Below are 13,723 nucleotides of genomic sequence, written 5' to 3' on the forward strand. Positions count from 1 at the left end.
ACGGCAACGACGGCACACGGAGACCGACGATCACGAGCGTCAGCGATCAGGCTGGACGAAGGCGGAGCCCCCGGCCCAACAAGCTGCCCGATCCTGCTCGGAAGAGGGTGGTGCTGGGCCGATTACGCTTCTTCTGGAACGCAAAGGCCGCAAGGCAAGGGGAGTTCGCGTGGACGGCACCATTCTCGTAGATCGGTACCGGCTGGTGAGGCCACTCGGCGAGGGCGGTATGGGCCAGGTGTGGGAAGCACACGATCAGAGACTGGGACGCTCAGTTGCGGTCAAGCTGATCTCAGCACTCGCTGGCGAGGGCAGCCGGGGCGGCGAGGCCCGCGCTCGGTTCTTGCAAGAAGCGCAGTTCACTGCGGCCCTTCAGCACGACAACATCGTCACTGTCCACGACCTTGGCGAGGCCACGACAGCGAACGGCACCACGCCGTTCCTTGTGATGGAGCTGCTGCGTGGCCGGGGACTGGACGTGATCCTTGGCGGCGGCCCCGTCGATCTTGCCGACGCCGCCCGCTGGGGGCTTCAGATGTGCGCTGCGCTCGGCGAGGCGCACGACTCGGGGATCCTGCACCGTGACATCAAGCCCGCCAACATCATCGTCACCGCCACAGGAGCAGTGAAGGTGGTCGACTTCGGTATCGCGAAGGCAGCCGACCCCGCCATGACAAGAGCGCTGACGCAGACGGGGTTCATCGTGGGCACCCCGCAGTACATGGCGCCCGAGCAGGCCCAGGACGGCCCGGAAAAGCGCAGCGACCTGTACGCGCTCGGCTGCGTACTGTTCGAGATGATCACCGGGTGCTTGCCCTTCAAGGCTTCCAGCCCGGCGGGCTACCTCGTTGCCCACCTGAGGGACATTCCTCCCGCCCCCAGCTCTGTTGCGGCCGGCATTCCGGCTGCCTGGGACAAGGTGGTTCTTAGGCTTCTGGAGAAGGACCCTAAGCGCCGGTACGCGACGGCAGCGGATCTTGCTGAGCGGCTGCGTGAGCTCGTTGTCGATCCAGGCCCAGGGGGGCCCGGCGGTGGAACGCAGCCATTCCTCCCCGAACCACATGACGGTGGCGCACCGTCATCCACACCCCAGACGGCGACCGCAGCGATAGCCCTGGCGTTGTTGTGCCTTCCAGGGCTTCTGTTCATGATCTTCAAAATCCCCGAATTCATCCGCATGCCCGGTTCGCCGGCTGGGGTGCTGTGGGCGAATCTGGTGGTGGGCGTACTGGTGATGGCCATGCTTGTCACGGGTGCGTGGCTACTGTCTCAGCGCAAAATGGCCGGACGCCGGATGATCGCGATAACCGGCGCCCTGGGGGCCCTGCAGGGTATGAGTGCAAGCGCACAAGCCCTACTGACGGGCATGCAACTGACGATGGACTCGCCCGACGCAATTCTCTTCTTCTTTGTCGCCCCACTGACGGCCGTTGTGGCGGTTGCCGCAACGGTCATGGCCATGCTTCCGTCCACCAGCCAGTGGTGCCTTCGCCGAAGCCAGGAGTGAACGGAACAGTCGCCGGGGAACGGAACTGACGGCAGTCCTGACGGCAACGACGGCTCACAGAGGCTGTTGAATACAACCGTCAGCGAATAGTCCGGATAAGGGCGGGGCCCTCTCGTAACACGCCGCCCGATCCTGCGGATCAGAAGGTTGCAAGTTGGAATCCGGCCGTGTGAGCCAGGCAAGCGGGGGCGCCGGAGGGTCTGGGGCCTCAGGTGTGGACCAATGAGCTGCTGGTTCAGTCGGTTCGGTACCCGTGGCCGTCTGCCGCGGCTTTCGGCAATGTGTATCTCGCCGACGTGGGAGAGAAGCTCACGACCCATGGCCGACTGGATGAACCCGTGGAGTCGGCGAGGCCGGACATCGGTCCGCCGTTTGTGCCGGTGAGTAGGTAGCAGCGCTTGTCTTCGGGGGCGAACCACGGCAGGGGGCGGGATGCACAGGTCATCAGGCGACGTCCTGCCCCATGAGTCGAGTAGGGGCCTAGCGTGGTCTGGCCCAGGGCTGCCAGGGTCACTTCGCGGCGCCACTGTACGGTAAGTGACCGTTCCTCTGTTATCGGCTGTCGTCGACGCGGGCCAGAAACTCCCCCAGCGCCTCGTTGAACTCTCCCGCCCGCTCCAGGTTCGGCATATGCGCCGCCCCCTCGATCACCCGCAGCGTCGAGTCGGGGAGCGCCGCGTGCATCGCCTGCGCGTCCGATACGGGCGTGTAGGCGTCGTCCGCGCCCACGACGACCAGGGCCGGGACCCCGACCCGGGTCAGCAGGGCGCGGTAGTCGGGGCGTTCGGCTCGGCCGCGCAGGGCCGCTGCGGCGCCCTCGGGCGGGGTCGCCGTCATCATGCGGTGGACGTGGGCCTTGACCTCGGCGTCGGCGTACGGCGCGACCATCTTCTCCAGTACCTCGTCGGCGTATCCGCGCATGCCCTCGCGCAGTAGCCGGTCCGCCATGGCGTGACGTGCCTGCTTGCCCTCGGGCGTCTCCGGCGCCGGGAAGGTGTCCGCGAGGACCAGGCCCCGGATGCGGCCGGGGAAGCGGTCGTAGCACTCCATGACGATCTGGCCGCCCATCGAGAGGCCGGCGAGGACGAAGGTGTCCACCTTCAGGTCGTCCAGCAGGGTCTCGATGTCCTCGGCGAAGGCGGCGAGCGGGGTGATGCCGGGGACGACCGGGGAGGCGCCGTAGCCGCGCAGGTCGGGGGCGACGACCCGGCGCCCGGCGGAGAACGTCTCGATCTGCGGGGTCCACATCGTGCGGTCGAAGGGGTGGCCGTGGACCAGGACAAGGGGAGTCAGAGAGGTATCGACGCCTTTGTCCTCGAATGCGAGGAAGGGGCTCATGTGGACGACCCTAGATCGGCTCAACTCCTCGGTGCAATAAGATCTTTGCCCTCGGTGCAATGTCAGGGGGATGGCTCGTGGACGACTACCGGCGTCTCGCCGACCGCATAGCCGACGACATCGCCGCCGGGCGGCTGGAGCCGGGCCAACGGCTCCCTCCGCAGCGGGTGTTCGCGCGGCGACGCGGGATCGCCGGGTCGACGGCGGGGCGGGTGTACGCCGAACTCGTACGGCGGGGACTGGTCGTCGGCGAGGTCGGCCGCGGCACCTTCGTGCGGGCCGCTCCGGCGGGGCCGGGTGAGCGGGCGCTCGTCGAGGCCGCGACCGCGGCGCCGGTCAACCTGGAGCTCAACTACCCGTCCGCGCCGGGCCAGTCGGAGCTCCTCGCCCCGGCCCTCGCGCCGCTCCTGCGCCCCGACGTCCTGACCGAGGCCCTGCGCCCCGCCGCGGCCGACGGCACACCAGCGGTCCGGGAAGCGGCCGCCGCCCTCCTGGCCACCCCGGGCTGGCGCCCCGCCCCCGGGCGGCTCCTCTTCACCGGCAACGCCCGCCAGGCCATCGCCGCCACCCTCGCCTCCCTCGTCCGGCCCGGCGGGCGCCTCGGTGTCGAGCCGCTGACGTATCCCCTGGTCAAGGAGATCGCCGCCCGGCTCGGCATCACACTGGTCCCGCTGACGGCGGACGAGGGCGGGGTACGTCCGGAGTCGGTCGCCGCGGTGCACCGCAGAGCCCCGCTGTCCGCGCTCTACCTCCAGCCGACCCTGCACAATCCGACGTCCCTGACGGCGAGCGGCGAGCGGCTCCGCCAACTGGCCGCCGCCGTCCGCGCCCTGGACATCCCCGTCGTCGAGGACCGCATCTGGTCCTTCCTCACGGACGACGACCCCCTCGCCGCCCACGCGCCCGACCTCACCCATGTCGTGGACGGGCTCTCCAAGCGCGTCGCCCCCGGGCTCACCGTCGGCTTCGTCGTCGTGCCCGAGGCGCGCCTCGGGGCGGTGGCGGCGGCCGTACGGTCCGGTGGGTGGAGTGCGGGGCGGTTCGCGGTGGACGCGGCGGCGCGGTGGATCGCGGACGGGACGGTTCAGCGGCTGGTCGCGGCGAAGCGGGCGGATGCGGCGCGCCGACAGCGGATCGTCGGTGAGGAGCTGCGCGGGTTCGCCGTACGGTCCGATCCGCGCGCCTATTTCGCCTGGTGGGAGCTGCCCGCCCCGTGGCGCGCGGACACCTTCACGGCCGCCGCGGCCGCGCACGGCATCGCGGTGACACCCGGACCCGCCTTCGTCGTCGACCCGAACCGCACCCCGGACGCCGTCAGGCTCGGGCTTGCCTCGGCCGCGGAGCCTGATCTGCGGCGGGCGCTGCGGACGCTCGCCGGCGTCGTACGAGGAGCTCCGTGAGCCGGGAGACGAGGGCCACCGTCAGGCCGAGGGCGACCAGCAGCCAGGACACCGTGCGCAGGGTCTGCGTCAGGGCGTCGTAGACCGCGCCCGCGGCCGGGCGGTGGGCCGCCTCGGACAGGTCGGCCAGCGTGAGCCGGCGGCCGACGGCCACCGCCAGGGCCAGGAACGCGCCGCCGAGGGCCGTGCCCAGCGCGGTGGCCGTGACCGCGCGGCGGCGGCAGGCGGCGAGCGCGATGCCGGTCGTGGCGAGCACGGCGGCTGCGACGGGCAGCCAGAAACCGGCGACTTCGAGCACGTCGTACCCCTTCCGGAGCCGGTCCAGTCGGTGGGCCGGGAGCACGGCGACCTCGGTGTGCTCGACCGGGATGCGGTGCGCCAACGAGACGTGGTCGTCGATGAGTTGGTGTTTGACCTGGGCGGTGATGGGGGCGACGTCGACCGTGACCGGGCGGTCGCGCCCGTCCTTGAGGGCGCTCAGGACGGCGTCGTGGAGCGCCCTGTTGCCCGCGTCCCACGCCGTGCGGAAGGCCTCGGTCCGGGTGAACGAGCGCACCGCGTCGTGCACGAAGGGGCGCATGGTGCGCAGCTCGGGCGACGCGGGGGATTCGGCCAGCCTGCGGTCGACCTCCTGCGTGATCCCGGCCCCGACGGTGTCCGCGACCGCGCCCTGCACGGCCGGATCCGCGGCGAGCGGCGCCATCGCGGTGACGTACCGGCCGGTGTCGGCCAGCCCGTACGTCACCCAGGCCGCCAGCACGCCGAACGGCACCAGGAGGCACGACAGGGCGATCAGCGCTGCCGACAGGGCGTTCCGCAGACGGGTGAGCACGTCTTCAGGCAAGGGTCATCGGGGCGGGCGGGCCAGTGGTGTGCCTGCATACGGCGGCACTATTCCGCTCTCCGGTGGAGCGTTCACCCGAACGGGTGTCTCATGGATCAGAGGAGCAAGGAGCGCAACGACGCTCCTGGTTCCGTGGGTGGATGAAGGGGAACGGGTCGGCCCCGGCTCCAGTGGCAGCCGGGGCCGATCTGTGCGTCCGTTCATCCGCGTCCGCGTCCGCGTCCGCGTCCGCCGTCAGCCGATACGGCGGCCTTGGGCGTCCTCGTGCGTGTAGTAGCGGTAGAACAGCACGGCGAAGAAGACCGCGCCGATCACCAGCCCCATGAGCGCGGACCTGAGGACACTCTTGTCGGTCTGGTCGTACAGGAACCCGAACGCGCTGCCCGCGAAGGCGGCCCACAGGATCGCGTGCACCTCGCGGATCGCGCGCTCGGCGACCCAGCGCACGGCGACGTACAGCACCATGAACGCGGCCGCGGTGACGAAGCCGAAGAGCAGGTTCCAGCCGGTGATCTCACCGCCGGAGCGCCGGTTCGCCGCGGCCCAGTAGCCGTAGACGAGCCCGAGGACGATCGGTACGGCCACGCTCGCGACGCGGTGCGCCCGCGCGCTGAACACGTCGGGCAGGCCGCTCGTGCCGCTGGTGCCCGTCCTTGCAGTCCGCCCGCCGGGCGCGGGTGCCGCATGAGCCATGAGAGCACTCCTCTCTCTCCTCGCCCCCGCCATCCAGGGCACACCTGATGGCGGTCCTTCGGCAAGTCGGCGGTGCGAAAGTCGGCGGTGCGACGCGGTCCGTCCGGCGCACCGGTCGCACGGACCGTGGGAGCCCCGGGTACCCGGATGCGGCTCGCCGAACGCCGTGCTTCGCTGAAGCCCATGAGGGCCGTAAGCGACGGTGGAGCCGGCCCGCAGGGCGAGGCGCGCCGGCCGCAGCTGCTGCGCGTGCGCGGCCGTAGCGTCGCCTGGGTGCCGCCGCTGCTGTTGCTCGTAGGCATCGTGGCGGTCGACTTCGAGACCAGCAGCGACTTCAGGATCCTGTCCTGGATGGTGCTGGTGCCCGGTATCGCCGCCGCGATCTGCGGGGTGTGGGGGACGGCCGTGTACGCGGCGCTCGCGCCCGCCACGTACGTCGCCGCGGACGCCGTCCTGCCGCACGAGTACCAGGCCGGCCTGGCCGACCTCTGCCTCGCCGGCATCGGCGGCGTCCTCGCCACGCTGGCCTGCGTGGTCCGGGTCCGTGGCGAACAGCGCATGCTGCACATGCAGGACGTCGCCGAGACGGTCCGCCGTACCGTGCTGCGCCCGCTGCCCGCGGGGTGGGGCGGCCTCGACCACGCGGCGGTGTATCTCGCGGCCGACACCGAGGCCAGGGTCGGCGGCGACTTCTACGACATCCAGATCGGCCTGCACGGCACCCGCGTCATCCTCGGCGACGTGCAGGGCAAGGGGCTCGGCGCGGTGGAGGCGGCGGCCGCGCTGCTCGGCACGTTCCGCGAGGCCGCCTACCACGAGGTGGATCTGACGACGGTCGCCGTGCGGCTGGAGGCGCGCATGCAGCGGCACATCCTTATGGGTACGGCGCTCGGCAAGGAGGAGGGCGACAGGTTCGCCACCGCCGTGCTGCTCGGCTTCCCCGAGGAGGGGCGGGAGGACGCCATGGACGCGGTCGTCCTCGGCCACGAGACCCCGCTCGTCGTCTGCCCCGACGGCGTACGGTCGCTGCCGCCCGGCCACGGTCTGCCCCTCGGCTACGGGGGGCTCGTCCCAGCCGACGGCCCGCCACCGGTGCTGCGGGTGCCGCTCGCTCCCGGGGAGACGCTGCTGCTGACCACGGACGGCGTGACCGAGGCCCGGGACGGCGACGGCGCCTTCTATCCGCTCGCCGACGAGGTCGCCGCCGCCGTCGCGGCCGACCCGGGGCTCGCGCAGCCCCGGCGCCTGGTCGCCTTCGTGCGGGAGCGCACGCTGCGGCACTGCGGCGGGCATCTGGACGACGACACGACCGTGTTCGCGGTACGGCGGGAGGACGGAACGCGGGAGGACGGGATGCGGGAGGACGGGATGCGGGGGAATGGGGACGGAAATGGACGTTTGCGGTCCTGAGATCCCCCCTTTGCAGCCGCAGCGGTTACGGTGCTGCCGTACGTGATCGACGGGGGATGGGGAGGGACCGATGCCCGGAACCGTGCTGCTGCTGGCCGCCGCACCGGCGGCCAAGGGCTGTCTGGTGGATGCCGCCTCCGTGCTCCCCGTCCTCGCCGCGGTCCCGCCCACGGTGCTGTCCGGCACGGACACGGCGAACGTGGTGGAACTCGCCGACCCCCTGGAACCGCAGGCCGTCCTCACCCGCCTGCGCGCCGCCGCGGCCGCCCCCGCGCCGCTCACCGTCTTCGTCACCGGCCAGCTGCAACTGGACCGCCGCCAGCACCTGCCCCACCTCGCGCTGGCCCGGACGACCCCGTCGACGGTCCGCTACACCGGCTTCCCCTGGCACTGGTTCCGTGAGGAACTGCGCCTGCGCGCACCGGGTTCGACCACCCTGCTCCTCGACCTGCACGCCGACGCCGAGGCCTGGGAGTGGCTGCTCGCCAACCCCCTCGACTCGGGCCGCGGCAGCACGGTCTACGGCCGTATCGCGCCCCCGCCGAACCGCCGCACGGTGGCGACGCCGGCCTACATGAAGGCCGTCGCCACCCTCCTGCGCAGCGGCCACCGCCCACCCCTCGACCAACTGCACCACCAGGCCCTGTCCCGGATCGCCCCCGAGGGTGGCCCGGGCACCGACATCATCCTGACCGCACAGGGGCCGACGCAGCTCCCTGCGCAGAGTCCCGTGCCGGTCCCGGGGCCGGGCGCTTCGCGGAGTTCCGTCCCAGTCCCGGTACAGGTTCCGGTTCCGGTTCCGGTGGCGGTGGCGAGTTACGGGCAGGGTCCTGGGCCGGGCGGGGGGCAGAGTCCTGTGCTGGTACCGGTGCCGGGTTCCGTGCAGAATCCCCCGCCGGTCCCGGTGCAGAGTCCCGCACCGGGCCCTGCGTCGAGTGCCGCGCAGAATGGCCCGTCGAGTCCGGGGCAGAGTTCCCCGCAGGTCCCTGCTCACGGGCCCGCGCCGGTTTCCGTGCCGAGCTCCGTGGCGACGTCCGCGCCGAGCTCCGCGTCGGCTTCCATGCCGAGCTCTGTGCCGAGCTCTGTGCCGAGCTCCAGGCCGAGCTCCAGGCCGAGCTCCGTGCCGGCTTCCGCGTCGAGTGGCGCGCGGACCCTCCCGCCGATCCCTGTCCACAGCCCCGCATCCACTCCCGCGCCGCCCCCCGTGCAGGCTTCCGCACCGCTGCCCCCCGTGCAGGCGGCCACGTCCACCCCCATGCCGGCTTCCGCGCCCACCCCCACCCTGGCCTTCGCGCTGAGCCCCGCGCACAGCCCCCTGCCGAGTGACCCGCACGCCGATATCGCTGCCGCCATCGAGGCCGGGCGGGCCGGGGAGGCCGATGGGCTGGCCGCGCATCATGAGCAGGTTGCCGTGCGCAGTCATGGGCCCTACTCCGAGGAGGCCCTGCATTGGATCGAGGTCCGGGCGGATCTGGCGATGCTGGCGGGGGACTCGGTGCGCAGTTGCCGTACCTGGCTGACGGTTGCCTCGGCTCGGCTCTCCGCAGGGCAGGCCCCGGACACGCCCGCGGTGGAGGCCGCGGTGGACCGGGCCCACCATCAGTGGGGCCAGATCCACGACACGGCGGCGGTGCGTGAACTGGGCTCCGCCCTGGCGGAGTTGAGGGGCCGGGTGCCGGGCCGCCGACGGGGCGCTCTGGAGAACGTCCATCAGCGGCTGCGGCAACTGCAGGTCAGCGGGTGACGGTTCAGCGGGTGAAGGTGAAGTACTTCCAGGCGCCGTACGTCGTCGCGTTGACGTTGTCGCCCGACGCCGTGTCGACGTACGACGAGCGGACCCGGAAGCGGGGCCCGATGGGCGGGGTGCCGTCCAGGGTGACCGAGTCCTTGCCGTAGGTGTCGAGCGCGAAGTACTCCGAAGCCGTCGTCTGCCAGGCGCCGTCGTAGAACCGCTGCACCTGGAACTGGTACTTGCGGCCCGGGTACATCGTCATCGTCGTGTTGTAGACCGGGTCCTTGGACTGGTGGAAGTAGTAGTACTTCTCGTTCCAGGCCGTGGCCGTCTTGTAGGAGCCGCTCAGCGAGGTCGAGATCGCCACCTTGGTGTAGACGGTGTTGGTCGTCGTCTTCGCCGCGTACCGCGTGTCGCCCGTGAACTTGGCGCTGACCTTGGTGTCCCGGGTGAGGTGGACGGTCGCCGTCAGGTTGCCGGCCGAGTCCACCGCGCCCTTCTTGACCAGCGTGTTGGGCTTGTCGGAGCCGTAGGGGTCGGCCCAGATCTCCACGGTGCGGTTCTTGTACGTGGTGCCGAGGTGCGCGGTGAAGGTGACGTTGCTGCCGTAGCCGTACACCTTGAGGTTGTTGTTCAGCGTCACCGTCGTTGCCGTCTTGGCGACGGTCACCGAGCGGGTGGCCGTGGCGCCCGCGTGGTCGGCGTCGCCCGCGTAGGTCACGGTGTAGCTCACCTTGCCGCCGGCCGGCGGGGTGTCCGTGAAGGAGTACGAGCCGTCCGCGGCGACGGTCGCCGTGCCGAGCGTCTTGCCGCTCGGGGACTCGTCGTCGGTGCGGACGACGGAGAGCGTGGTGCCTGCCGGGAACGCCACCGCGGAACCCAGTGTGCCGGTCAGGGTCAGGGGCTTGGCGCGGGTCGCCGTGGCGGGGGCGCCCGCCGTGAGGGTGGTGGACGCCTTCGTCGGGGCGTCGAAGATCCGCAGCGAGTAGGCGTCGCTGTCGTTCTTCGACACCGCGAACAGCTTGCTCTCGTCCGGCGCCCAGGCGAGCCCGGCCGGCGCGAGCGTGTCGGAGCCGCTGGTGGTACCGGTGTTGGGGAAGTCGTACTGCTTCAGCGGGGACGACACGCCCTGCTTGAAGACGTGCACGTCCGGGTCGTACCAGGAGAAGGTGCCCGCCGCGACGTCGCCGTTCGGGGCGATGTCCACCGCGTTCGGGTAGGTGTTGGTGACGTACTTGCCGTCCGCGGAGAGGTCGGAGAGCTTGTAGACCGCCTGGTAGTACGGCGACCCGCTGGCCGTGATGACGTCCTTGCCGTCCGGCGTGACCGCGAGGTCGGCGAGGTTGCCGCCGCCGGTGTTGCCCGGGTCGAAGGCGTACGTGCTCCGGCTCGCGGTGCCCGAGGAGACGTCGTACACGGCGAGCACGACCGGGCTCTGGCTCGGCGCGCCCGCGACCAGCGTGCCCGGGGCGCCCGCGGAGGCGTCCAGGATCGGGGCGTCGTAGAACGTGCGGTTGGTGTCCTGGCCCAGGCTGACGACCGGGTCGGTGCCGCTCAGGTCGAGCGAGCCGATGTTGCCGTCGCCCCCGGAGCCGTAGCTGAACCAGAGCTTGCCGCCGGTGAGGGCGACGTACTCGGGCCCGGCGGTCCCCGTCGCGTAGCGGTGGGCCTCCGTCGCGGTGGCCGTGTCGATCGCGACGACCGCGTCGGCGTCCGCGACGGCCGCGTACAGGGTGCCCGAGTCGGGCGACAGCTCCAGGCCGTGGACGCCGGGGAGCGAGCCGACGGTGCCGACGACCGTGCCGGCGTAGTCGGTGACCAGGACCTGGCCGGCGGTCGGGTCGCTGATGAAGACCCGCTGGTGGACCCCGTCGACGACGATGTCGCCGGTCGACTTCAGGGGCAGGGTGGTGCTGGAGTCGGCGGCCGCGGACCCGGCGCCGGTCGCGGCGAGGGCGACCGAGCTGAAGAGGACCGCGAGTGCTGTCGCGGTAGTGGGAAGAGTGCGTCTGCGCACGGTTTTTCGAACCCCCCGGAACGAAAAAAGAAGTGGGCGGCGGACGCGGCAGGAAAGGGCACGCGTGTCGCCGTAAGTGATCGAAGGCTAGGACATGGCACTGACAGCCGGTCCATGGGCTCCGTAAGAGACGGGTGAGAACGAGAGGGAGCCCCCGGCGGGGCAGGGGGGAGTGTCCCCGCCGGGGGCGGCTCGTGGTGGCGCGGCGCGGTGGCCGCTCGGGCGTCAGAACGCGGGGACCTCGCCGGGCCGGGCCTTGTTGATGTTGCTGACCAGGTTGTTGGTCAGCGGGAAGTTGGCCCTGCCCCACTGGGAGTTCCACAGGGCGTCGCGCGGCGTCTTGTCCATCTGCTCCATGGTGACCAGGGCCGGCGTGTCCCAGTGATTGCCCGGGCCCCAGGCCTCCGTGTCCTCGCCCCACCCGGCGAAGCGGAAGGCGTGCGTGCTCGCGCCGTCCTTGTGGTAGACGATCTTGACGCGGTTGCCGTCCATCGGCACCTCGTTGATCGGGTGGGTGCTGTAGCCGCCGTGCCGGGAGGCGGACAGGTACCGGGGGCGCTCCTCGCCCTGCTTCTGGAAGACCACGACGGACTCCCAGTCGTGGCGGTGCCCGAAGGCGTCGGCGCCGTTGAGCGTCTGGTCCTTCTCGAAGTAGAGCGCGTAGACGTAGGCGCACCAGCCGTTTCTGCACAGAGACTGCGCGTACGTGTTGGCTCTGCCGAGGTGGCCGTCCCGGCACTGGCCGGTGATAGAGCCGCTGTTGTTGAGACCGCCGTTGAGCTGTCCGCCCGCGTCCACCGCCGCCGCGGGGAAGCAGCCGTCCGAGTCGTAGTCGAACAACGGCATGTACTTGTTCTGGAACGTGCTTGCGTTCCACGGCAGCGGGTTCAGGACGGCGGCGCTGGCGCTGCCCGTCAGAGTGACAGTCAGGGCGGCGGCGCTGCCCAGGACGAGGGCGGCCTTGGCGAGGCGGGACCGTCGGCGGGGCTTGGCTGTCTGCGACATGTGGGTGCTCCGGTGGTTCGTTCTGCCGGGAGTCCGGCGGGACGAGAACGAGACTGGAGCGCGGGGAATTGATCGGCGGCATGTTCTGAACAGGGAAATCAATCGTCCTCGGCGTTTCGGGGGGATGTTCCTCGTGGCGTCAGCACCCGTCCCTCTCGCGCCGCTCGCCGTTCACCTCACGTTGGGCCGCGGCCTTGGCGTCGCACTCGAACCAGACGGTCTTGCCGGGCCGGTCTGCCAAGGGCACCCACCCCCACCGATCCGTGACGGCCTCGACGGTCACCACTCCGCGCCCGTGCTCGGCCAGTTCGTCCACAGCTGTGGACAACAGCGGGCACGGGCTCGTGTCGTCGTACAGCGGCAACACCGGCGGCGACTGCGTCGAGGTCGCCCACCTCACCCCCCACATCGCCGTCCGCGACTCCAAGAACCCCGAGGTCGGCACCCTCACCCTCTCGCCGGAGGCGTACGTCGCCTTCGTGGGCCACGTCGGGGGCGTCGGCGCGTAGCGCGCGGCCCCTGCGGTACGGCGGCGGCACCACCGCGTCGACCGGTGGTGCCGCCTCGTGTCGGGTGCCCTGCGCGCCGGGATGGGCGGGCCGGGATCACCGCGGCTCAGCCGTGGCCGGGATCAGCCTCCGTCCCTGCACCGCTGGGCCGCGCTGCAGCCCCGGCTGTAATGGTTCGCCTGTTGCTCCGGGAGGTGGAGGTCTTCGCCGTCGTGGAAGTTGGCGGCCCCGTCACTGCCCGGGTTGTAGCGGTAGTTGGGGTCGTAGTTGGGGTTCGGCGCCCACTGTTCCCGCTCGAAGGTGATGCTCTGCATCTCGAGGTAGCTGCCGGTCGTCCGCGCCGTCATGTGGTAGACGTGCACGCCGGTGATCGCCTGGGGCGGAATCCTGTGGATGAAGGCCCATTCGTCCTGGCCTCGGTAGGTATTGGCCAGGTTCGGGTCACCCTGGAGCTGCTCGGGAACGTGCAGGACGACCCCCGCGAACTGCGGGTTGATCGTGTAGACGTAGGTCCTGGCTTCGACGAACCCGTGCGCGCAGTGCGACGTGACGAGCCATCCGACGACCGGGATGCTCATGCCGATCGTCCAGCCCGCTCCCTGGCAACGCGGCTCACGGGCTGCGGCGTCGAGGTTTCGCCCACCCTGGCTCCGGGCGAACGTCTCCGAAACGCTCTGCGAACCCGACGTGGAGATGAAGCCGCTGTCGTCGGCCCCCGCTCCGCCGCGGACATGGCGGACGAGGTCGTAGTTCGTTCCCCGGGCTTCGAAGCCGTTGGCGAAGATGTCGTTCGGGTCCCGGGAGTCGCCGCGGTACACCACACCGGGCAGCTGGCCCTGCGAAAACGCGCCGCTGGGCTCGTTCTGCGCGCTTGCGGAACCGGTGGTCGTCACGAGCGCACCGGTGGCGACCAGCGTCACCATCAGGAACTGCAGGACGAGAAGGAGGGGCTTCGGCAGCCGACGCTGCGTCTGCGACCGAGGCGCGCCGCGCTGGGGGCTCGCCACTGTGTGTGCGTGGGGCATACGTGGTTCTCCAGTGCTCGGTCCGCCGGTATCCGGCCTGACCACACCGAGCCTGGCGAGCGGAGAGTTGATGCTCACCCCCCTTTCCTCGGGGCAATCAATCCCGAATCGCGGGCTTTGCAGGACCGAGGCCGCAACCGGAACGTTGGTTTCCACCTCCTATTTGTCAGGTCAATCAATTTCGTGGGCGGAAGGGGATCGGCGGAAGGGGATTGATGCACATCACATGTCGCCTCGCCTCAA

Annotated in this window: 12 protein-coding genes; 5 read left to right on the top strand and 7 right to left on the bottom strand. The window is 70.9% G+C overall.

All coding sequences use genetic code 11. From position 1 onward, the window contains the following. The first annotated feature begins 169 nt into the window (after window positions 1–169). Window positions 170–1,507, top strand: coding sequence for a serine/threonine-protein kinase (locus AB5J49_RS24515; RefSeq protein WP_369170770.1), 1,338 nt, complete (start codon window positions 170–172; stop codon window positions 1,505–1,507). Between the two features lie 552 nt (window positions 1,508–2,059). On the opposite strand, the gene AB5J49_RS24520 is transcribed toward AB5J49_RS24515, so the two are convergent. Continuing rightward, entirely contained in the window at window positions 2,060–2,845 is a 786-nt protein-coding gene (locus AB5J49_RS24520) for an alpha/beta fold hydrolase (RefSeq protein ID WP_369170771.1), read from the bottom strand. A gap of 77 nt (window positions 2,846–2,922) precedes the next feature. Between AB5J49_RS24520 and AB5J49_RS24525 the strand changes: the two genes are divergently transcribed. Then, window positions 2,923–4,245: a PLP-dependent aminotransferase family protein gene (locus tag AB5J49_RS24525; protein ID WP_369175244.1), complete on the top strand. Its 1,323-nt coding sequence runs from the start codon at window positions 2,923–2,925 to the stop codon at window positions 4,243–4,245. Here the strand turns inward: AB5J49_RS24525 and AB5J49_RS24530 are convergent. Further along, the gene (locus AB5J49_RS24530) at window positions 4,160–5,077 is read right to left on the bottom strand and encodes a hypothetical protein (protein WP_369170773.1); all 918 of its coding nucleotides are present in this window, start codon (window positions 5,075–5,077) and stop codon (window positions 4,160–4,162) included. The two genes, AB5J49_RS24525 and AB5J49_RS24530, sit on opposite strands and share 86 nt — an antisense overlap. 246 nt (window positions 5,078–5,323) lie before the next feature. Beyond that, window positions 5,324–5,782: a hypothetical protein gene (locus tag AB5J49_RS24535; RefSeq protein ID WP_369170774.1), complete on the bottom strand. Its 459-nt coding sequence runs from the start codon at window positions 5,780–5,782 to the stop codon at window positions 5,324–5,326. Between the two features lie 183 nt (window positions 5,783–5,965). On the opposite strand from AB5J49_RS24535, the gene AB5J49_RS24540 reads away from it, so the two are divergent. Together AB5J49_RS24540 and AB5J49_RS24545 are read left to right on the top strand one after the other, a co-directional pair. Then, window positions 5,966–7,192 carry a PP2C family protein-serine/threonine phosphatase gene (locus AB5J49_RS24540; protein WP_369170776.1) on the top strand — a complete coding sequence of 409 codons (1,227 nt, stop codon included), beginning with the start codon at window positions 5,966–5,968 and terminating at the stop codon, window positions 7,190–7,192. A 70-nt stretch (window positions 7,193–7,262) separates the two neighbouring features. Further along, a complete protein-coding gene (locus AB5J49_RS24545; RefSeq protein ID WP_369170778.1) occupies window positions 7,263–8,936 on the top strand; it encodes a hypothetical protein in 1,674 nt (557 codons plus the stop codon). 4 nt (window positions 8,937–8,940) lie between these two features. Here AB5J49_RS24545 and AB5J49_RS24550 read toward each other — a convergent pair whose 3' ends face one another. The 3 genes from AB5J49_RS24550 to AB5J49_RS24560 all read right to left on the bottom strand — a co-directional run bounded on the left by AB5J49_RS24550 (window position 8,941) and on the right by AB5J49_RS24560 (window position 12,274). Continuing rightward, window positions 8,941–10,941, bottom strand: a complete 2,001-nt coding sequence (locus AB5J49_RS24550) for an Ig-like domain repeat protein (protein ID WP_369170779.1) — start codon at window positions 10,939–10,941, stop codon at window positions 8,941–8,943. A gap of 225 nt (window positions 10,942–11,166) precedes the next feature. Then, window positions 11,167–11,946 carry an NPP1 family protein gene (locus AB5J49_RS24555; protein WP_369170780.1) on the bottom strand — a complete coding sequence of 260 codons (780 nt, stop codon included), beginning with the start codon at window positions 11,944–11,946 and terminating at the stop codon, window positions 11,167–11,169. 139 nt (window positions 11,947–12,085) lie between these two features. Continuing rightward, window positions 12,086–12,274 carry a hypothetical protein gene (locus AB5J49_RS24560; RefSeq protein ID WP_369170782.1) on the bottom strand — a complete coding sequence of 63 codons (189 nt, stop codon included), beginning with the start codon at window positions 12,272–12,274 and terminating at the stop codon, window positions 12,086–12,088. Between AB5J49_RS24560 and AB5J49_RS24565 the strand changes: the two genes are divergently transcribed. Beyond that, window positions 12,267–12,455, top strand: coding sequence for a DUF397 domain-containing protein (locus AB5J49_RS24565; RefSeq protein ID WP_369170783.1), 189 nt, complete (start codon window positions 12,267–12,269; stop codon window positions 12,453–12,455). The genes AB5J49_RS24560 and AB5J49_RS24565 overlap by 8 nt on opposite strands. Before the next feature lie 122 nt (window positions 12,456–12,577). Here AB5J49_RS24565 and AB5J49_RS24570 read toward each other — a convergent pair whose 3' ends face one another. After that, window positions 12,578–13,480, bottom strand: coding sequence for a hypothetical protein (locus tag AB5J49_RS24570; RefSeq protein ID WP_369170785.1), 903 nt, complete (start codon window positions 13,478–13,480; stop codon window positions 12,578–12,580). Window positions 13,481–13,723 lie beyond the last annotated feature (243 nt).

This window comes from Streptomyces sp. R28 (genome assembly GCF_041052385.1).
Taxonomy (GTDB): Bacteria; Actinomycetota; Actinomycetes; order Streptomycetales; family Streptomycetaceae; genus Streptomyces.